Here is a 19,624-nt window from a genome sequence, read left to right on the forward strand (position 1 = left end):
GTTGGATTAGACGGTTTGATTTCCTTTAACGTACGTCAGTAATGTCTCGTTGAACTTCTCTTGTTCGTCAAGCAACATCCCGTGTCCACTCTCTTCGAAGACTTCGAGTCGCGCATGTGGGATTTCCTTTTGCATTTCTTCCGCGAACTCGAACGGACAGACTTGGTCTTTTTTACCGTGGATGATCAACGTATCGACTTTGATGTTCTCGAGTTTTCCACGTAAGTCTTCATCACGCAAGGCGATTGCTGACTGAATCGTACCGTGTGACGAAGCGGCGATGCTAAGACCATGGAACCATTGTTGTAGCGGTTCTGGATGTTCCTTCGCAAAGAAGATTTCACCGAATCCTTTGAGCATCGACGGACGATCCTGTTTCGTATCGGCAATCAACGCATCAACTTTTTCTTTCGTCATCCCATATGGGTAACCGTCGCGTTGTGTAAAGACAGGTGCCGCAGCTCCTGCGAGAACGAGCTTGCTGACTTTTGAGTCCCCGTAGTGTAAGAGATAGGACAAAGCGATTCCTCCTCCCATCGAGAAGCCAAGCAACGTGACATTCGTTAATTTCAGCTGTTCGATGACTTCATTGACATCGGACGCCATCGTCTTATAGTCATATCCCGTTGCCGGTGCATCTGATTTACCATAACCGCGATAATCGATTCCGACGTAACGGTACCCTTCTTCGACGAGCAGGTTCTTTTGATACTCGAACATGTTGTTGTTTGCCGGCCATCCGTGTAAAAAGACGACTGGTTGACCCGATCCGACATCCTCAACGTAAATCTTCGTGCCATCAACTGCTTGAATGAATGTACCCATCATAAAACCCCCATAGTAATAGATTGACCATGCATGCATCTATTATTCCCGAGTCGAGGGATGTCAAACATCTTGATGTTAAAGCGTTATAGAAAATTCTGTCTATTATAGAAAATATGGTAAAATACAGACAATCGTATAGAGGAGGGTTTTCATGAGACGCTATATACATACTGGTATTCTCGCAGGAGCAGTTCTCCTTGCTGGGTGCGGAAAAGAACAATACTTAGATCTTACATATGATGCCAATTACTGGGGTGGTATCTCGACTACCTTTGATGGTCAAGAGATACCGGATCTCCCGAAAAAACAAACGGCGGCTTTGTTGAAGGGTTGTCAGCAAAAAACAGATATGATGCGCTTGCCTGATCGATATGTGCAACACGAAGGATTTGATTTATACTTCCTGCCTCCGAGTGTCCAAGGGCGCGAGTTCCAGCACGTCCGTTTCCTGTCAGACGAAAAAAAGGACTATCTGGCGTGTCAGCCGATTCGCCACGCGGATTATGCGATCCACCAAATCAAGCGCAGTGATTATCCATTCGTCGATTGGTCGAACCAACCGCTTAAAGCTAAATCGACAGACGTTCGCTTTAAACCTGTCCCAAAAGAAGTGACGAATCAACAAAAACAAGAAAATGAAGAAAGTAAAGACACGAAAGGACTTGGTCGTTACCTCTTCCCATCGTATCAATTGTCCTTACCACCGGAAGGGCAATTCGTTCTCTTCATGAAAGACAAAAATAAGGATAAAGAACAAACACTCTTCGAGACGACCGAGTCCCGAGTCGGTTCCGAATTGAATTTAGCTTTTCGTGTCATTCCGAATAGTGGTTTGCAGCACACATCGATTGAACTCATGACCAGTGGTGATCGTATTGGGATTCCATCCGTCATTCAAGACCATGTAATGGGGCAATCATATCAAATCAAGCGAAAGCAACTTCCTGCTACGCTTTCAATGGGTCAGACGGTTCCTTTTGCGACTGTTTGGAAGAAAGAAGAAGGCAAAATCGTTCAAGAAACATCGCTATATATGCGTCTCAATCAGACCTACAAAAAACCTGCGAATTACAAATATGGCTTTCTTGATGCATCACCAACCACATATGTCGGCTACATTCACGACTCACCAAAGCAGCTCGTCGATAACGATTTTAAATTCATCTCGGCCATTCCAGATAAACTAGCAAAAAAAATGGCTCAAGAATTAAAAGAGACCGATGTGATGGAGCCACAAGGAACAAAGCTGAAACAGAAAAAATTGACCTTGATCCGCAAAGGAAAAAGTCAAACGTTCGAACTATTCGAACGCAAACGAGCTAAAAAGCTTGAAATCTATGTTGTCAAACTGGGATCAATGAAAGGTGCGAAGCTGTCAGGTACGACAAGTGAAGCACTTAGTGAGGTGCTCAATCAATGAATAAACGTTACTGGATCGGACTAACACTTGGAGCGACACTAGCATTAAGCGGTTGCCAAAGTGACGCCCCGAATTTTAAATGGGATTACTTATCACAAATGTATGATGGAGGGCAATTCAACGAAAAAGAATCTCGCACTTTGTCAGCTAAAGAGCGAACCGTCATTCAAAAAACGTGTGCATCTAAAGCGAGCGATGCACCCGTCAATTACGCAGTCGGTAACATCTATTCCGTCATGATGACGAATCCGTTCGAAGATTATGATAGTCAAACCGTTCGTTACGTGAAAGCTGGGAAAAAGACGTATTTATATTGTCAGACATCATCTAAAAATGGGTACTATCCGTTACCAAAGAAAGAAGACATCTTCAAGAAGACTACTCTGACTCCACAACGGAAGAACTTTAGCATGAAGCCTGTTGTATTAAAAAAAGACGACTGGTTCAATCCTGATGAGAAAATCGCAGACCATTCTGCTCGAAAATTAGAACTTCCAGGATCAGGTTACCTCGTCATCGAGGCAACGGATGTCACAAAAAAAGATGCACGGACGACGACTTTCGCATACGCGAATTCTCTGACACCGTTCACCCGTGATGTCAATCTCTATCTCGTCTACAATCAACAATACGATTCGACATACGACGTTTCGGTTCGTATACCGCAGTTGTATGGTGGACGCCGTGTGGAACACCCGGTCCATTCAATGAAACAACCAGGAAAGGTCCGATTCGTTCCGGGTGACGGCACGCCGGAGCATTATGGAACGGTCATCGCAACGGAGAAAAACGGACGCGAATTCCGCTACGAATTATCGATTCGCCATACGATGCAACAACCGACTGAACTCCAAGTCCAAGGACCGGATCGAACAACAGACGACGACGTTGCGGAAAACCAAAACGAGACACTGTTCCATCAAAAACAGTTTTCGCATATCCGTTTTGAAGAAGATGATCGAGGAAATCATTTTTCGGAAAAAGATATTGATTGGGAAAACATGATCATGATGACAAGTGATGAATCCGGGAAATTAAAAAAAGCGATCAAGACGAGTGAACAGGCTGATATACGGGGCAAGAGGGCGAAGTGGAAATACTTGACGTTCCGAAAAGGCGTGACTGGTCAACAGTACGAAGTCTATCTTGATAAACGCGTCAAAAAGACTGACATCTACTTAAAGGATCCAAAGCGTGACGTGTCGATTCACTTATCAGCAACGGGTCGTGACATCATCCTCCCTTTATTCGAGCAGTATGAAAAATGACTTATGTCATGTAGACGAAGTGTTGCAGTAAATAAATCAAGGAACACCAGAAGATGAAGGCGATCCCCTCTCGCAACCACTCTTTACGTGTCAACGGTTCACGTAAGAAGGAGACGCAAGCAAACAGTAAGACGAAGAAGTAGAGATAAATGAAGCCACCGCTCGTCAAGAAACCGAAGAGCAGGATCATACCACCGAGGACGGATAGGCTAGAGACGACAGGTTTACGATAGACCATGCGATGCCACCTCGTTTCATCTAGTTTGTTAGAATATACCCAGATTACGGTAAAACAATCTAATGTATTATTACACACAAGACCCCCGAGAAGAATCCTCTCAGGGGTCTTGTATTTATTCTGTTGCAGCGCTATGGTCGGCGACGATCGCATATTCCGTGACGGTATTCGACGTCACGAGCGGTTTGACTTCGGACGTTCCATTATCTCGTTTATGGTGAACCCCTTTATACGCTTGACTCTCCTGCCATGCATGAAACGCCGCTTGATTCGACCATATCGTCATGATCGTGACGATGTCTTCTTCTTCCTGACTAATATCGACGAGGACTTGCATCCGGTGGAACCCCTCCATCCGTTCGATTCCCTTCGTCGTCTTAAAACGCGCTGCGACTTGATCTGCTGCGCCCTTCACGACGTGTAGCTGATTCATAACGATCCACATGTTCTTTTCCCCCTTTTTTCGTCTTCAGTATACTAAAAGTCACGGGTCATAGAAAACGCAGATGCGTTTTCGCTTAATGACGTCAAGCGTTGGATCGTCTCTTTTCCATCCATACGCGTCGCGATCATTTCGAAGTAGAGCGAATGCGGGAAGGCATCCGGTAACGGTTGGATGGTATGGAAACGTTCCTGACCCGCGACGGTTAACGAGCGCTGCATCGGACGTAATGGTACTTCCCCATCAGCCGTCATCTTATACGGCTCGAACCGAATCGTTTTCATTTGTTTTGAGCCATTCATGCCGTAGGCGACGAGATACCGACCTTCCGGTGTCGCAAGTAACCGTCCCTCGAACCAATCCGCCTCCGTCGTCTGCTTGGTGCGAATGATTCGATCGATTCGTTGTGCCTCATCGGTTTGTTGCAGGAGCAGAAACAAGCGATCATGTTTCGCTTCAAGATATGCGACGGCATAATGTTCAGACAATCGTTCGACGAAGTAGACATCACGCGATTCGATCGACGTGTTCGTCATTTGTTTATATAACTTCGTGACCGTTTTTGCAGTGAAGGAAGGGGTCTCTGGACGCTGGTACATCCCCGTCAATGCTCCGAGTACTAATCCAATAACTAAGATAAAAAGAAGTTGGCGTTTCATCGGTCGACCTGCTTGACGAGCAGGTGATAGCTAGCACCCGGTGGATAATCATCGATTCGCCCGACTTCGATGAATCCCTTTCGTTCATAAAACGAGAGCGCTTGAAATGAAAAGGTCTCGACACGGATTCGGTCGATTCCTGCTTCTCGTGCCCATGTTTCCAATCGATGAAATAACGTCGTGCCGAGTCCACTTCCCCGCTCCTCCTTGACGACAAAGAACCATTCAATATGTAACCAGCCCCAATACGCATCTCCTGTGATGCCACCGATCGGTTGATCGTTTCGCTTCGCAAGCAGAGTGACGGCTTGTGTTCCATTTGACCGTTTTATGGCATGAAACGGCGAAGTCTCGACGTTATAGCGTCGCACCTGTTGTCTGATCCAATCTTGTCCGCCTTCATTTTCATTGAGTTGAAATTGCAGCATATCCGGACTCCTTTCTTGCTATAGTAGTAGTGGAGGTGAATACGATGGAACCTACATTCCAAATTGATTGTACAAATTGTTTTGGTTTATGTTGTACGGCACTCGCTTTTTCGAAATCCAGTGATTTCGGTCATGATAAACCGGAAGCGACACCGTGTCGCAATCTTGACGCGGATTACAGCTGCCGCATCCATGACCGGTTACGCGATAGCGGCTACAAAGGCTGTACCGTCTATGATTGTTTTGGTGCCGGGCAACATTTGTCACAGCGGACGTTTCAAGGCGATGATGCACCAAAGCGACGCCAAGCGATTTATGCTGCCTTCCCGAAGATGGTTCACTTGTTTGAGATGATGTGGTACGTAACGGACGGAAAACGTGATGTCACGCGTGACATCCACAATCAACTCGATGAGACGCTTGCCGCATTGACCCGATACGCTGCCTTACCGGCGGATCAATTTGCACGGCTTGACATGATGTCAATCCGTCAAACCGTCCGACCCCTCCTTGAAATGATCGCTTCTCGTGTTCAAGTTCAGTATAGCGGAAGACGCGACCAGACACCACGCGACTGGGTCGGAAAACAGCTACAAGAACGAGATTTTTCAGGTGCCAGCGTTCAGAACCAGTGGTTGCTGGCGACGAACTTGTCGAATAGCCGTTTGTGCGGTGTCAACTTTCTCGGGGCTGATCTGCGAGACTGTAACGTCAAAGACGCGGATTTGACAGACGCGCTCTTTTTGACACAAGCACAAATCAATGCCGCGATCGGCAACGCGGCGACACAGTTACCGCCGCGTTTGCTCCGTCCGTCCCATTGGCGTTAAACAGAAGCGAACGATAAAGAGACACGTTTTCGGATCATCGACCGAAAACGTGTCTCTTTTTGTATGCTTGTTATCTTTTGCCGAGCATAAAGCCGTCAAAATAACGCCCGCCAAACGGTGTGAGATAATCGTCGACTAACGCGATGACGACTCGGCGGTCATTCGACTGATAATACAACTCAAAAGCCATTGTGTGTCGACTGGCATATTCTTCGTCAAACTCCGCAAGAGCACGAATTGTCCACTTCCCTTGTCCGATGTAGCGTTGATTGGCACGAAGGACGAATTCGATGCTCTGTTCATATAAACGTGATGCAATCGCTAGACCTTCTGCGCGGTTCGTCACACTCTCGAAGTCGTCGAGCAAGTCACTTAAAAAATAACGCGCGCGTTGTTGCTCCGGATTCGACCACGCAACAGGTCCATCCGCCAATTGTTGAACGGCTTCCTTGCGGATAGAGGCAAGGTGTGGATGATCCTCGATCGTCCAGCTGTCAGCAATCATGCGTTGCAGGGACGGGCGACCACGTTCCCGGTCGCTCTCGAAAAAATGCGCGATCGTCTCAAAGGAATGGACGAATGCTTCGATCGGGACACCGTCATAGGTAAACGATTCCCGATATGCCTGCCGTCGCCTTGCTTCAAAGATGATTAAATCGACATCTGATTGTACGGTCGCTTGTCCTCGCGTATGACTACCGGCAAGTAAGACGGCACAATGATCCGGATAACGTGACGCGACGAGCGGCATGATCCAATCACACCACTCCATGCGTGTCCACTTAGTCTTCAACTTGTTCGCTAATCCCGGAGAAGACGGCTAGTTCGTCACCCGGTACGGCAACGATTGTCGCGTCGGCTCGGTGTGGCGCGAGACCGATATCGATCGCCCACGATTCGTAATATGTATCCGATCCATTCAGGACGAGCGTTTGTCCGTTACTGAAGGTCAAGAATAAATGTGGTGCCGTCTTGCCGATCCGGACACCCGTGATCCGTTCCGCGTGCAATGAGACGATCAAGTGTAGCATCTCTTCCTTTGTCGCATGGCGAACGACCCAATTCTGTGTCGTCTCGACATCACCATAAAATAGACGGTCCGTCTCGATCCGAAGTCGCAGTTCAGGCGCTGTCGTATCGAACAAATTGATGAATTCGAGCGTAACGTAGCCTGCGACATGAACCGTCGCCAATTGTGTTCCGATGAAATAGGTCGTCAAAAGCTGACGGGCGAGTTGATGATCTTCTTTGTTCATGATGAGCACCTCATTTAAAAAGAATGAATGGTATAAGAATGAGTCCGAGAAACTGACTTCCACTCAATTTACCACAAATTAGTCGATCCGAACATGAGAAGAAAGGCATGTTTTCGGTTTTCTACGGCACGAAGGTGAGAATACGGTATACTGATGAGGAACTGACGTCGATCGTGATCGACAGAGAGGAGCTCCATCCATGCAATATTTCTATATGAGACCCTATCCGGATGATCCAGACTGTTCTACGCAACAAGCGGAAGCCGACAAGGTTGATGTGACGACACGTATCATCGAGACCCATGATTCGGCCAAACGCCGGACGGAACTTGAACAGATGCTTGAGGCGCTGCAAGCGGGAGACGAAGTCATCGTCACGCATCTCTACGTCCTAGCAGACTCGACGCGGCACTTGATTGAGGTGCTCGAGCAAATGGAGACACGTGGCGCGACGCTTTGGTCACTCCGCGAACAGATTCGCACGAGCGAGCGTGCATCCTTGTCGTTCCTTGAAACGGCCAACCACCTGGTCCAGTTGCAAAGTGATGTCATCAGCATGTCAACGCGTGCCGGACTCTCAAAAGCAAAAGAGCAAGGAAAACAGACCGGTCGACCGCGCAAACCCGATGAAAATGTCCGCCGCGCGATTGCGATGTATCAAAGCAAAGAGTATTCGCTCGCTGATATCCGAGAACAGACCGGTATTAGTAAAAGTACATTGTATCGATATCTCGAAAGCGAGACGATCGATGCAACGGATAAAGGCTGACTCCATTGTGGAATCAGCCTTTTTTGTCAGCTATTTTGCTTTAATGTGTTGCCGAGCCATTTTTGGAGGGCTTTACCGCCTTCATAGAACGAACAATCCCGTAATTCATACGTATGACCGCCTTGTTCAATCAAGTCGAGGAACGTATTCCCGACGTCCCGGTTTTCCCATTTCCGCTGATCCGTCAAATACTTGAAGCCGAAGTTACACTCGACGTTGAAGATGATGTGGAAGGGTTCCTTGAAAGATTGGACGGCGCGGATCATCTCGATCAAAATCATTCGTTTTGGTGACGACGCTTCGAACGTATCGAACAGTGTCGTCCGGCGTCCGTGAAACTCGATGACACGGATTGCGCGTCCGGTATCAGCTTTAAAGTCATAACTCGTCCGAATCGAGACGATGATTTCACGTTGGTCTGGTTGTACTGGCATGGTGTATCGCTTCCTTTCTCTCGGTCGATTATAGCATGGACCTGTTCAATTTTAATAGATGTCAACGACTCGGTCTCAAGAAGGATTGTCGTAACCTAAAATTTGTCTTATACTAAAATTACCAAATACATAAAGGAGCGTTTTCGTGAAACATCTATTTTCGATACTCCTCTCGGCGAGCCTCTTGTTCACGGGTTGCTACTGCACTCTCGACGAACGGACGGACGAGCCACACTTCAAATCACGTGCCCGCTCCATCTCCTCGTATCATACTTTCGACATCGAATACGCGAAAGGACTACGTAAGGAACAAGTCTCAAACCGTACGGTTACCGTGACGGATTCAAATGGTGAGCGGATGCAAACGGAGATTGAAGTCCTAGACGGCAAAGAAATCCGAATCAAACCACCGCGTACTGGATATAAAAAAGGACGTCGCTACATCATCCACATTCTGGATTCAATCGACGCCCGGAAAGAAGTACATACGAATACGATTCGGGAACGAACCTTCACTGTCGACCGCTGACAGCCAAGGTTCGTTTTTATTTAGAGCGAGCTGGAAAAACGGTATAACTCATCGAGATGACGCCATCAATCACAAGAACGAGTCCCCACAGTTGTAACGTCCGCAAGAGGCTTTCGGTTTGTTCGGTATTTCCGAGCCAGAGAATCATTGCTCCGAGTAAGGCACCACCAATCAAGAATGCCAGGATGTGCCGATAGAATCCGTTGCGTTCCCGTCGCGCACGCGATATGCGTTCTTTTGCTACTTGTTCCTTGAGGATCACCCGGCGATACACCCTATCCGCCCAAGCAATCATCTGCTTCCCAAATGCGAGCGATACGCCGATGTAAATCGCAGCAAGTCCGTGTGCAAGCGTAGCTGTGCTACCGCGACTTAAGTCAAACACTGTTAAGACCAGTAAGACGATATCAATCACGGGTGACATCGCCATCAATCGAAAACCGAGCTTCTCTCGTCTGAATCCATAACGCACGATCAGTCCTGCGACGATGAATACCCAAAATAGAATTTCACAACAAACGATTGCCCAAGCGACGAGTTGCATCGTGATCCTCTCCTTTTTTAATACGACTGTATTATAAAGATAACATCACATTCGTCACTTGACTAGTCTTTTTAATACATTCGTGCTAAAAAAGCTGATATACTTAATGTATGCCAAAACAAGTCAATCACGAAGAACGAAAACGCCTCATCGCAAAAGCAACGTGGCGCACGATTTCTAATGTCGGTATCGAACAAGCTAGCGTCCGGACGATCGCCAAGGAAGCAGGTCTGTCCCTTGGTGCCTTACGGTATTACTTCACGACCCAAGAGGAATTGCTCCGTTTCTCGATGCAACTCGTTCAAGAACGGGTCCAAGAACGCATTACAACCATTTTCGAGAGAGGAGGAACACCAGAAGAGACGTTATGCAACGTCTTACTAGAAGTCTTGCCGTATGCACCTGAGCATCAGCTTGAGATGCAGGTCTGGTTCCAATTCATGATGTCTGCATATGCGTCTCAATCAACAGAGAATCCAGACGACATTTACCACATGTGTCTGGTATTACTGACACGGATTCCGGACGGTACGTTCCGAGCAGATATAGACATCGAGCTTGAGAGCGAACGTCTCGCAGCACTCGTTGATGGATTAGCCTTTCATGCGCTGTTTCGACCAGAACGTCTCCCGAAAGAACGATTGCGTCATGTCCTTGTCCATCACTTGAATGCCCTATTCGTCCGTCCTTTAGCGATTGACGACAAATAACCCGAAGTTCCTTCATCTGCATGAGGGAACTTCGGGTTATTCATTGTTTCGCTTCTACGAGGACCAACGATAAGGAGCGAATTAAAAAGAACGTCAGAAATGCTGCCCAGACTCCCTGATTGTCAAAACTTGATGTCGACAGCAGCACAATCGCAAAACCGATCCCTGCTTGAATCATCGAGTTCCGGACTGGAGTTGCCTCGACACGACCAGCAAAGATTCCTTCGTAAATCATCGCCCACCCGGCAATCAGCGGTAGGATGATGATCCAGAGATAATAGTCGCGCGCCGCGTCTAGGATCGCTTCTTCTGAAGTGAACAACTGAAGCAGCGGTGTTTCAAGGAATAGGAGCACAAGTGACCAGAACACGACTGAGTAGAATCCGAACGTCCGTGCCAAACGGACACTCGTCCGGTATGCTTCCTGATCTTGATGCCCTCTCGCCCGACCGACAAGAACGGTTGACGCATGACCGAGTCCACCGAACCAATAGGAGATCAGATACTGAATCTGCAGTAGGATCGCATTGGCTGCAAGGATATCTGGTCCGAATTGTCCTCCCGCTCGTGTAAACCAGCCGGTAACGAGTAACAGGAAAATCGTTCGAATGAATAAATCTCGATTGACACGAAAGAATTGACGGTAGGCGTGCCAATCCGTCAAGGCACGCAGTTCGTCGCGCGTCATCGACAAATGACTCCGAATCAGATAGAGACTGCAGGCGACAATGCTGATTTCCGCGATGACGGTCGCAAGCGCAATTCCAGCAACACCGGTGTTCAATCCGTAGACGAATCCAATATCGAGTACGACGTTGACCCCGATACTGAATAATTGGACGAACAAAGCATGTTTGACTTGTCCCGTTCCGATTAACCAGCCAAGTAACGCATAACCCATCAAGACGAATGGTGCGCCAATCATCCGGTACGAGATGTATGTCTTGACCGCATCCAGCAAATCAGCGGGTGGTGCAAGTAAATAGAGTCCGAGCTGCTCGAGCGGCTGACGAAACAATAGAATGAGCAAACCGATACAAGCTGCTAGGAACAGCGGTCGGTAGAGCGAAATCCGTAAGGCATGGGCGTCATTCGCGCCGCTTGCCTGAGCACTGAATCCTGTCGTACTGACTTTTAAAAAGCCGAACAACCAGTAGATTGTATTAAAGAAGACGGCACCAACAGCTATGCCACCGATCGCGCGCGGATCACCCGATTGACCGATGACGACGGTATCGGTCACACCAAGCAACGGTGTCGCAATACTTGAGAGAATGAGCGGATAGGCAAGTAACCAAAACGTTTTGTGGTTCGGTTGAGTACTCACCATACTAGTTGGACCTTCATATGTAAGACAAATGATGTAGTAGTTAGTTCAAAAATCATTGGTTCACATCCCTTCAAAATAATTTTCGAACATACAAGGTATGTAAGCCCTAAGGATATCAAACTCTTTTTCTAAACACTATGGTTTTAGTAGCATGAACCAATTGTATAGATTAAACTTCATGTTGTATCTAATTTTACAAGAATAAATTTGGTAAGTGAAATAAATAGTGTGATATTTTCTTTATTTGCGATCTTTTCGTATTCTTTTTCTACCTCTATAACAGCATTGCATTGCTAATTGTTTGCCATATTTTTTTGTAAATGCATAAAAAGAAGCCGGACCTAGGGTCTGACTTCTTAAGTCTATTTAAATAGTGTCACTCGTTCATAAGACATCGACGAATTGTTTGGCCTGGTGCTCCAGTTGTTTCGCAGAATCAGCCAACTGATCGAACTCACTCACCGTATGTTCAAGCTGACCGGTACTGTCCTTTACCTTGCTTGAAATCCGTTCGATACTGTGCGAGACCTCCTTGATCCGCTCAACGATCCCTTCGATATTCTCCTTGATTTCTCCGATCGAATGCGAGACTTTATTCGACAGGTTTCGGACTTCGGTCGCGACGACATCGAATCCGCGTCCATGTTCTCCAGCACGTGCTGCCTCAATGGCCGCATTCAAGGCGAGTAGATTCGTCTGCGCGGCAATTTCACGGATCGTCTTGACGATGTCAGTGATCGAGTTTGCATCTTTACGCAAGGCGACAAGACTCGATAAGTTCTCGACGGATTCCGACTCGATTTGTTGGACAGTCGCAAGAACGTTCAAACCGTCTTGTCGACCACTTTCCGATTTGACCGTCAAGAAGGCTGATGTCTCGTTGAGTTCGGCCGCCATTCGTAAAACGTCCTGCTGGCGAATCGTGATGTCCGATGCAATTTTCGAGACCCCGACGACCCGGCGTCCGTCATCCGAGTAAATCGGCATATATGTCGCTTCGAGCCACTTCTGTTGTCCGTCAGCAGCCCGGCGTTCAATCTTATCCTGATACGTGATGCCTTGCATCAATTTTCGCCAAAACAACTCGTAATCTGGACTATTAACGAAAGCCGGAAAACAGAGATCACGATGGTATTTACCGATTAACTCTTCCACTTCGTACCCCATCGTCCGGGCAAACAACTCATTTACGTATGCGACTTTGCGTCGATCATCAAAACGAATGATGGCTAGATTTTGTTCGATTGCCCGAATGACTTGTGTGTCGGTGACCTGTGTTACTTGCTCATGCATCGACATGCCGATTCCTCCCTGGATTCAAACTGAGGTCATGGTTTACCTATTGTCATATTATCCCTTATATCGACAAGTTCCTGCTATTTTAAATTAAAATCTAGTAAATAAAGTATTCATTTTAATACGCACTCCATCCCCCATCTGCGACGACGATTGCCCCGTTGATGAAACTCGCCTCGTCGGACACGAGAAACAATGCCAAATTTGCGATTTCATTCGGCTGACCGGCTCGTGGATTGAGACCCATGCCAAGCATCGCGCGCCCCATCCCGAATTCATTCAGATTCGACATCGATTGTCCGATGTTCGTCTCGACAGCTCCAGGTGCGATTCCGTTACAGCGAATACCATCTCCGGCATAAAAGAAGGCGGTATTCTTCGTCAGACCGATGACGGCATGTTTGGAAGCCGTATAGGCTGCTCCTGCTCGGGCACCATTCAGACCGCCAATCGAGATGTTATTCAGAATGACACCACCTTTTACTTCCTTGAAATGTTTGACCGCTTCGCGCATCAGACGCATTGTTCCTGTCGTATTGACTGCAAGGATATGATCCCAACGTTCATCTGAGATGTCTGCCACGCCCTCCATCCCGTCCATGATCCCGGCATTATTGACGAGAACGTCCAGTTTACCGAAAGCGTCGATTGCTTGTTTGATGAGTTGTCCTGCTGCCTTTTGTTGTGCGATATCACTCGCAACAGCCATCGCTTCTCCGCCCGCTTCCTTGATGTCAGAGACGACCCGTTCAACGGTTTCCAACCGAATGTCCGCTGCGACGATTCGTGCGCCTTCTTGTGCAAACAATTTTGCCATGGCTTCACCCATTCCTGAGCCGGCTCCGGTGACGATGATCGTTTTTCCTGTTAGTCGCATCTTGAATCATCCTTTCGTCTATCATGATACTAATCTATTCCCGTTCTCATCATCAAATGTATCAAACGTCATGTCGATTCCATGAAAAAAAGACCCGACGAGTTTCGTCAGGTCCTATAGCTAGTTCGTTGTAATTGGTTCATCGCGACTTCAGCACGTAGTCGCCGTCCGATTTTCAACGATGCTTGGAATATACTTGGATCAAATAATCTAAAGTGACTATCAATCCAGTTTTGTCGATAGATTTCATGTGCTTGTCTAACGATTTCTTCATCTGACAACTGTTCCATGTCTATTTCCGCGCAGTCGAAATCATCCACACCGAACTCGAAACCACAACATGGACAAATTTCGTTACTCCCCGCAAAGTGTTCATAATATGGCGGATTTTCGAGTTTATTCCATCCACATACGGGACACATATAATACGAATCGTTTTGATTCAAAGATGTGATGCCTCCTTAAACAAATGATCATTCTTATATCTATCGTACCCCATCTAACCGCTACTTTTGAGAATTACGTTATTTGATGAATACATGAAAAAAGACCCGACGAGTTTGTCGGGTCTTTCGACTTGCTTATTGCAGTTCGCGGCTTTTTTCTTCTTGTTCGTTGTTCGATTTATTTTTAGCTTCGAACTCGGCACGTGTCATGACATCCTCGACATGCATATTGACTTCAACGACTTCAAGGCCTGTCATGTCACTGATTGATTTTTTGATTTTAGCGACTGTCTCTTGGAAAATTGACGGAATATTTTTGCCGTATTCGACGATGACTTTCAAATCGAGTGCAACTTGACGTTCTCCCACTTCGGCACCAATTCCTTTTGTGATGTCTTCCGTGCTCCGGAGACGATCCGTCAGTCCACTCATGAATCCACCACTCATTGACAAGATGCCTGTCACTTCGTTCGACGCGATCCCAGCAATTTTTTTGATGACTTGATCTTCGAATGTCAATTTATTCTCGCGTACCACTTCGTTTTCAGTTGTTGGGTTTACTTCGTTTGCCATTTGAAATCTCTCCTTTTAAATGTTTAGTAAGTTATATATGAATCAGTCCCGTTGAAAGAACTGAATCCACCCTTCAATGTCGAGTGCACCATCGCGCCATTTTCCAATTAAAAATCCAATTGCTGCGAAGGCAACGATAAGGATTGTCGGACCAAAGCCAATCGTCAGGAATAAGATGGCGAGGATTAGACCGGCAAGTCCCCCGATCAGTCGGAACCGATACGGATAGAGTGCTTCTCTTGTCTTCATGTTCCCTCTCCTCCTTTAGACGACACGTTCCGATGTTTTCGTTTTCGTGTCACTGATCGTGACTTTCGTACTCGTTACTGGCAACTCAAGTAAGGATTCGACAGCTTGTTTAGCTCGTTCTTGAATTTCCTTCGCAATCGTCGGTAACCCATCTTGTCCAAAGACCGAGCAGTCGACTTTTAAAGCGACCGTTTCTTTTTTCGAATGGATATCGGCATGGACACGCGGTGTCCGTACACCACCGATTCCACGAATCGACTCTAAAGCCGTCCGTTCGATCGTCTCCTTCGAAATCGTAATCGTTCCGTCACCCGTTTGAATCAACAGTCGTTGACCTTTCGAGCGGCTAAATAATCCTGTGAATAATAGAATGACGAATACGAATGCTAAAAATCCTCCAATGGATAGAACGGTATAGCTATACCATTGCTGATCCTGCCACTGCTCGATTAACGAACTAAGCCGTGGAACATCATACACACCGAGCACAAGCAGCCCGACACTGATTAGTCCGAGTATGCCTATGATGACGAGTAAGAATCGATTGAACCCATTCATCTGCACCTCTCCTTTACGATTATTGACTTCTTTCACCTAGGTGATTCAACACATGAAATATTATGTGTATGGTGTGTTTATTCCCGTTCATTAGAACCCGAAACATTTAAATACACTTTCGTTCAAATGTTCATATATTCTGTTTATTCAGACTAAATAAGTCGAAACTAATACTTTATTTACTATATTTCACGAAAAAAACCTCTTCTACCTTAAGAAGAGGTCAGCATTCGAATTATTTACCACTAAACATATATCCTGTCAATATGTTTTTATTCCATTATTCATTTCACATCAATTGGAAAGGCAAAATCGCCATTACCTTCTTTCCAATCGGCTTTAATCTGATAGACATACTTTCCGGGAGTCGAAGGAACGGTAATCCGCTCAATCTTCTTATATGTTTCCATCTTTTTATGATCTTTGACCGACCATAAGACAATCGCGACGGACTTCGGAGCTGGTCCGTCTTCAAAACGAATCGTCAATCGATCTTCAGGATTTGCTCGCGTACTCGAATCACCTTTTACTAAATCGACGGCTTCGGCCTTTGCATCAGCTGTTTCTCCGCGAAACATGCCTGACCAACTATAGGTACCTCTATATACCTTTACTTCACGGTTTTCGATTGTCACGGTAGGTTCTGGTGGTTGATGTCGAAATGGATCACGTGAAAAAAACCATCCGACTGCAATCGCAATCACAATCAATCCAATAAATAAAAAAGGTTTCATAGACAAACCTCCTACGTGATGTTTTTAAATCAACAAAAGCGGCAATATCTCTCAAGGAGTACGTTATTCAGAAGGAGGAGTTCAGATGATTCAAGATAAAGTCGTCATCATTACAGGGGCATCAAGCGGTATTGGGGAAGCAACCGCGAAAGAGCTTGCGAAACAAGGAGCAAAACTCGTTCTTGCTGCACGTCGGGAAGATCGTTTGCAAGAGCTTGTCAAAGCGGTTGAAGCTGAAGGTGGTCAAGCCGTTTATCAAGTGACGGATGTTACCGATCGTGAGCAAATTGATGCACTCGCAAAACTTGCGAAAGACAAGTATGGTTCTGTTGATGTCATCGTCAACAACGCTGGATTAATGCCACTATCGCACCTCCATAAGAATCAGCAGGACGAATGGAACACGATGGTCGACGTCAACATTAAAGGCGTACTCCATGGAATCGGAGCAGTCCTGCCGTATATGCGCGAACAAAAAAGCGGACATGTCATCAACATCTCTTCTGTCGCCGGTCATGAAGTCATGCCGTCGAGCGCCGTCTACAGCGGTACGAAATTCGCGGTGCGCGCCATCACGGAAGGTCTTCGTAAGGAAGAATCGGTCGACAATCACATCCGTGCAACAATCATCTCACCGGGAGCGGTCGATACGGAATTGAAGGACCATATCTCGGATGAAGAGATCAAACAAGGAATTGGTGACTTGAAAGCCATTGATGCAAGCGCGATTGCGCGTGCTATCGCATATGCTGTCAACGAACCAGAAGATGTCGCGGTCAACGAGATCTTAATTCGTCCGACAGCGCAACTTTAATTGAATGTAGACAGGACCCCTCATTAGCAAAACAGCTAATGAGGGGTCCTGTTTTGTTTAAAGAAGTCGCTCCGCGATGAGCTGGTACGACTGCAATCGCTTTTCTTGATCAAAGGCATTGTTGATGAGTAAAAACTGATCTGTTTGATAACGCGTTGCTAATGCTTCAAGCTCCTGCGCAACAACGTCCGGTGTACCGACAATCGCTCGCCGTCGATCTTTATGGATACGTTCCGCTTGAACGTCATTCCAGATTTTTGCTTCAGTCGAGGCAAACGACGGAACGATTGAATTTCCGAGTCGAACGCCTTGAATCCAGGCATCTTGAGTTCGAGCGAGACGTTCTGCTTCTTCTTGCGTCGGGGCACAGATGACGAAAATGCAGACGATGACGTCTGTTCCTCCTGCCTCACGATAAGTGGAAAGTGTCTCTTCCCAACGATCTGGATTAATAAAGTGACCAAAAACGAGACCACGGTCTTGTTCTGCAGCAATTTGCGCACTACGTGGCGACAGACCAAGGATTGAGATCGGAGACGCTTGTCGATCACGCGGTGTCGTCTTGACGATCCGGTATGGGTGTCGATTTGATAGACTATCTGTCAAGAATCCAGCCGTTTCCTGAACGAGTCGATTAAACTCAGCTGCTCGATTTTTTTCACCATCTGTCAAAGCAAGTCGTGTCCGCTCACTTCCACCTGGAGAATTGCCAATCCCAAGTTCGATCCGTCCCGGATAAAAGGCGTCGAGTGTTGCAAAACTCTCGGCCACTTTTAGCGGATGATATTGCGGTAACAACACTCCACCTGAACCAAGTTTGATTTTTGAAGTCTGCGCACCCATTCGGGCAATGAACAACTCCGGTGATGCACTGAGCAAACCGTTCGTATTATGGTGTTCTGCGAACCAGTACCGTTCGTAACCGAGTCGCTCGGCTTCTAAGACGAGTCGTTCCGTCGCTTCCATCGTCGCTTCGACCGTATCGCCCTCATGCAATGGTACTTGATCCAGTATTCCTAGTCGCATCACGCATTCCTCCTCTACCCTCTTAAGTGTAAAGGGTGGAGGAACGGAGTTCAAAAACGAGGCTCAGAAACGGACGAGACGATCTTCGATAATAACGCCGTCTCGCATCTCGATCGTTCGATTCGCCCGTTCCGCAAGTGCCGGGTCGTGGGTGACAAACAAGACGCCACACCCTTTCTCTTCGTTTAATGACCGTAAAAGATTGAAGATGATTTCTCCCGTATCTGTATCGAGGTTCCCTGTTGGCTCATCGGCAAGCAACCATTTCGGTTCATGAACGAGTGCTCGGGCAACGGCGACCCGTTGTTGTTGTCCACCGGAAAGTTGCGACGGCAAACTGCCTGCTTTATCGGCGAGACCGACTTGCGCGAGTAACTGCTCGGCGCGTTCTTTTTTATCATACGGTACTTTCCGACCGAACAGTGGCGCCATGACATTTTCAAGCGCCGTCAGCGTCGGAATCAAGTGAAACTGCTGGAAGATGAAGCCGATGTTTTCGAAGCGAAAGTCGGATAATTCTTTACTGTTCAATTTGTTGATTGGTTTCCCGTCATAATGCAACTCCCCGCTCGTCGGTCGATCGAGCGTGCCGATTAGACTGAGTAACGTTGATTTTCCAGATCCCGAAGGTCCGATGATCGAAATGAAGTCGCCCGCCTCAAGTGTCACGTCGATGTCTTGTAACGCATGTGTCTCGACGCCGTCTCCTGAAAATGATTTTCCCATCTGTTTGCATTGAAATGTTCCTTCCATATGTACCCCTCCATTATTCTTGATAACGTACTATTCAAGAATAGATTGGTAATTCCTTCTAAATGAAAGGAAATAAAAAACAGTACTCTTATGGAACAAGAATACTGTCAGGAAACTCTCGGTTGAATAGAAACGAAATTTTTACGATAGACGATCTCATACGGTAAGACGAACAATATACATGCAAGAGTCGTGAACTGAATCATGCTACCGATTGATGGTAGTGGAGACAGCGATGCTTCGTGCCACACTTCATATAGACCAATGAACAAAAACAGAACGACGCTACTCGTCGTCACGTAGATAAGCAGCCGAAGGGGCAATGGATAATGTCGGACAATCCATAACATCGGTAACCCAAAGATAAAATAGGATAACGTCATCGCAAACGTCCCGAACTGATAGACGATCTCAAAGTCAATCGTCGTCAGGAACGAATACGCCGTGAACGCTAAGAACGAAAGAATCGTCACAACAGCCGCATAACTGATCCAGCGCATACGGTTGGCTCCTCTCCTGAATGTTATTCCTGTACACGCGATCGTGACAGAAACCAAATATGTACAATTAGTGTAGGTAGTTCGATTTCATTTGTCAATTATCTTCAGATTGA

General features: G+C 46.7%; 27 protein-coding genes. 7 read left to right on the forward strand and 20 right to left on the reverse strand.

Annotation, left to right across the window (positions count from 1 at the left end):
- Window positions 1-6 precede the first annotated feature (6 nt).
- Window positions 7-825 carry an alpha/beta fold hydrolase gene (locus ASG02_RS04920; RefSeq protein WP_056061477.1) on the reverse strand — a complete coding sequence of 273 codons (819 nt, stop codon included), beginning with the start codon at window positions 823-825 and terminating at the stop codon, window positions 7-9.
- A gap of 154 nt (window positions 826-979) precedes the next feature.
- On the opposite strand from ASG02_RS04920, the gene ASG02_RS04925 reads away from it, so the two are divergent.
- Both ASG02_RS04925 and ASG02_RS04930 read left to right on the forward strand, forming a co-directional pair.
- Window positions 980-2,248 (forward strand): hypothetical protein, encoded by a 1,269-nt coding sequence (locus ASG02_RS04925; RefSeq protein WP_056061480.1) that lies wholly within the window; start codon window positions 980-982, stop codon window positions 2,246-2,248.
- Window positions 2,245-3,516 carry a hypothetical protein gene (locus ASG02_RS04930; RefSeq protein WP_056061483.1) on the forward strand — a complete coding sequence of 424 codons (1,272 nt, stop codon included), beginning with the start codon at window positions 2,245-2,247 and terminating at the stop codon, window positions 3,514-3,516. The genes ASG02_RS04925 and ASG02_RS04930 overlap by 4 nt, the downstream gene beginning before the upstream one ends.
- Before the next feature lies 1 nt (window position 3,517).
- Here the strand turns inward: ASG02_RS04930 and ASG02_RS04935 are convergent, their stop codons facing one another.
- From ASG02_RS04935 to ASG02_RS04950, 4 genes are all read right to left on the reverse strand, one after another.
- A complete protein-coding gene (locus tag ASG02_RS04935; RefSeq protein ID WP_056061485.1) occupies window positions 3,518-3,754 on the reverse strand; it encodes a hypothetical protein in 237 nt (78 codons plus the stop codon).
- Between the two features lie 115 nt (window positions 3,755-3,869).
- Window positions 3,870-4,199: an antibiotic biosynthesis monooxygenase gene (locus tag ASG02_RS04940; protein WP_056061488.1), complete on the reverse strand. Its 330-nt coding sequence runs from the start codon at window positions 4,197-4,199 to the stop codon at window positions 3,870-3,872.
- Window positions 4,200-4,231: 32 nt separating this feature from the next.
- Window positions 4,232-4,855 (reverse strand): hypothetical protein, encoded by a 624-nt coding sequence (locus tag ASG02_RS04945; RefSeq protein ID WP_056061491.1) that lies wholly within the window; start codon window positions 4,853-4,855, stop codon window positions 4,232-4,234.
- A complete protein-coding gene (locus ASG02_RS04950; protein WP_056061492.1) occupies window positions 4,852-5,283 on the reverse strand; it encodes an N-acetyltransferase in 432 nt (143 codons plus the stop codon). Before ASG02_RS04950 ends, ASG02_RS04945 begins: the two co-directional genes overlap by 4 nt.
- A gap of 44 nt (window positions 5,284-5,327) precedes the next feature.
- Here ASG02_RS04950 and ASG02_RS04955 point away from each other — a divergent pair, with 44 nt between their 5' ends.
- Complete coding sequence (locus ASG02_RS04955; protein WP_056061496.1) at window positions 5,328-6,113, forward strand: pentapeptide repeat-containing protein; 786 nt, start codon at window positions 5,328-5,330, stop codon at window positions 6,111-6,113.
- 70 nt (window positions 6,114-6,183) lie between these two features.
- Here the strand turns inward: ASG02_RS04955 and ASG02_RS04960 are convergent, their stop codons facing one another.
- Both ASG02_RS04960 and ASG02_RS04965 read right to left on the reverse strand, forming a co-directional pair.
- On the reverse strand, window positions 6,184-6,885 hold the full coding sequence (locus ASG02_RS04960) for a nucleotidyltransferase domain-containing protein (RefSeq protein WP_056061498.1): 702 nt from the start codon (window positions 6,883-6,885) through the stop codon (window positions 6,184-6,186).
- 10 nt (window positions 6,886-6,895) lie between these two features.
- A complete protein-coding gene (locus ASG02_RS04965; protein WP_056061501.1) occupies window positions 6,896-7,369 on the reverse strand; it encodes a hypothetical protein in 474 nt (157 codons plus the stop codon).
- Window positions 7,370-7,568: 199 nt separating this feature from the next.
- Here ASG02_RS04965 and ASG02_RS04970 point away from each other — a divergent pair, with 199 nt between their 5' ends.
- Window positions 7,569-8,138 carry a recombinase family protein gene (locus ASG02_RS04970; RefSeq protein ID WP_056061504.1) on the forward strand — a complete coding sequence of 190 codons (570 nt, stop codon included), beginning with the start codon at window positions 7,569-7,571 and terminating at the stop codon, window positions 8,136-8,138.
- Between the two features lie 26 nt (window positions 8,139-8,164).
- Here ASG02_RS04970 and ASG02_RS04975 read toward each other — a convergent pair whose 3' ends face one another.
- Complete coding sequence (locus ASG02_RS04975) at window positions 8,165-8,572, reverse strand: hypothetical protein (protein ID WP_035407875.1); 408 nt, start codon at window positions 8,570-8,572, stop codon at window positions 8,165-8,167.
- Between the two features lie 145 nt (window positions 8,573-8,717).
- On the opposite strand from ASG02_RS04975, the gene ASG02_RS04980 reads away from it, so the two are divergent.
- Entirely contained in the window at window positions 8,718-9,101 is a 384-nt protein-coding gene (locus tag ASG02_RS04980) for a hypothetical protein (protein WP_035407873.1), read from the forward strand.
- Window positions 9,102-9,117: 16 nt separating this feature from the next.
- On the opposite strand, the gene ASG02_RS04985 is transcribed toward ASG02_RS04980, so the two are convergent.
- A complete protein-coding gene (locus ASG02_RS04985) occupies window positions 9,118-9,645 on the reverse strand; it encodes a hypothetical protein (protein ID WP_056061507.1) in 528 nt (175 codons plus the stop codon).
- 110 nt (window positions 9,646-9,755) lie between these two features.
- Here ASG02_RS04985 and ASG02_RS04990 point away from each other — a divergent pair, with 110 nt between their 5' ends.
- On the forward strand, window positions 9,756-10,355 hold the full coding sequence (locus ASG02_RS04990) for a TetR/AcrR family transcriptional regulator (protein WP_035407868.1): 600 nt from the start codon (window positions 9,756-9,758) through the stop codon (window positions 10,353-10,355).
- A gap of 40 nt (window positions 10,356-10,395) precedes the next feature.
- On the opposite strand, the gene ASG02_RS04995 is transcribed toward ASG02_RS04990, so the two are convergent.
- The 8 genes from ASG02_RS04995 to ASG02_RS05030 form a co-directional block, all read right to left on the reverse strand.
- Window positions 10,396-11,685, reverse strand: a complete 1,290-nt coding sequence (locus ASG02_RS04995; RefSeq protein WP_056061510.1) for an MATE family efflux transporter — start codon at window positions 11,683-11,685, stop codon at window positions 10,396-10,398.
- A 384-nt stretch (window positions 11,686-12,069) separates the two neighbouring features.
- Window positions 12,070-12,984, reverse strand: coding sequence for a methyl-accepting chemotaxis protein (locus ASG02_RS05000; protein ID WP_313350705.1), 915 nt, complete (start codon window positions 12,982-12,984; stop codon window positions 12,070-12,072).
- A gap of 115 nt (window positions 12,985-13,099) precedes the next feature.
- Window positions 13,100-13,858 carry a glucose 1-dehydrogenase gene (locus ASG02_RS05005; protein ID WP_056061513.1) on the reverse strand — a complete coding sequence of 253 codons (759 nt, stop codon included), beginning with the start codon at window positions 13,856-13,858 and terminating at the stop codon, window positions 13,100-13,102.
- Window positions 13,859-13,965: 107 nt separating this feature from the next.
- Window positions 13,966-14,304: a hypothetical protein gene (locus ASG02_RS05010; RefSeq protein WP_056061516.1), complete on the reverse strand. Its 339-nt coding sequence runs from the start codon at window positions 14,302-14,304 to the stop codon at window positions 13,966-13,968.
- A 135-nt stretch (window positions 14,305-14,439) separates the two neighbouring features.
- Entirely contained in the window at window positions 14,440-14,877 is a 438-nt protein-coding gene (locus ASG02_RS05015; RefSeq protein ID WP_035407860.1) for an Asp23/Gls24 family envelope stress response protein, read from the reverse strand.
- Between the two features lie 42 nt (window positions 14,878-14,919).
- Window positions 14,920-15,126 (reverse strand): DUF2273 domain-containing protein, encoded by a 207-nt coding sequence (locus ASG02_RS05020; RefSeq protein WP_035407857.1) that lies wholly within the window; start codon window positions 15,124-15,126, stop codon window positions 14,920-14,922.
- Between the two features lie 15 nt (window positions 15,127-15,141).
- The gene (amaP, locus tag ASG02_RS05025; RefSeq protein ID WP_035407854.1) at window positions 15,142-15,684 is read right to left on the reverse strand and encodes an alkaline shock response membrane anchor protein AmaP; all 543 of its coding nucleotides are present in this window, start codon (window positions 15,682-15,684) and stop codon (window positions 15,142-15,144) included.
- Window positions 15,685-15,968: 284 nt separating this feature from the next.
- Window positions 15,969-16,418: a hypothetical protein gene (locus ASG02_RS05030; RefSeq protein WP_056061519.1), complete on the reverse strand. Its 450-nt coding sequence runs from the start codon at window positions 16,416-16,418 to the stop codon at window positions 15,969-15,971.
- 85 nt (window positions 16,419-16,503) lie between these two features.
- On the opposite strand from ASG02_RS05030, the gene ASG02_RS05035 reads away from it, so the two are divergent.
- Window positions 16,504-17,232, forward strand: coding sequence for an SDR family oxidoreductase (locus ASG02_RS05035; RefSeq protein ID WP_056061522.1), 729 nt, complete (start codon window positions 16,504-16,506; stop codon window positions 17,230-17,232).
- A 57-nt stretch (window positions 17,233-17,289) separates the two neighbouring features.
- On the opposite strand, the gene ASG02_RS05040 is transcribed toward ASG02_RS05035, so the two are convergent.
- The 3 genes from ASG02_RS05040 to ASG02_RS05050 form a co-directional block, all read right to left on the reverse strand.
- The gene (locus ASG02_RS05040) at window positions 17,290-18,258 is read right to left on the reverse strand and encodes an LLM class flavin-dependent oxidoreductase (protein WP_056061526.1); all 969 of its coding nucleotides are present in this window, start codon (window positions 18,256-18,258) and stop codon (window positions 17,290-17,292) included.
- Between the two features lie 63 nt (window positions 18,259-18,321).
- Window positions 18,322-19,011: an ABC transporter ATP-binding protein gene (locus ASG02_RS05045; protein WP_056061528.1), complete on the reverse strand. Its 690-nt coding sequence runs from the start codon at window positions 19,009-19,011 to the stop codon at window positions 18,322-18,324.
- A 107-nt stretch (window positions 19,012-19,118) separates the two neighbouring features.
- Entirely contained in the window at window positions 19,119-19,511 is a 393-nt protein-coding gene (locus ASG02_RS05050; RefSeq protein ID WP_056061530.1) for a hypothetical protein, read from the reverse strand.
- Between the last annotated feature and the right edge of the window lie 113 nt (window positions 19,512-19,624).

Origin of the sequence: Exiguobacterium sp. Leaf196 (assembly GCF_001423965.1) — a bacterium.
GTDB lineage: Bacteria > Bacillota > Bacilli > Exiguobacteriales > Exiguobacteriaceae > Exiguobacterium_A.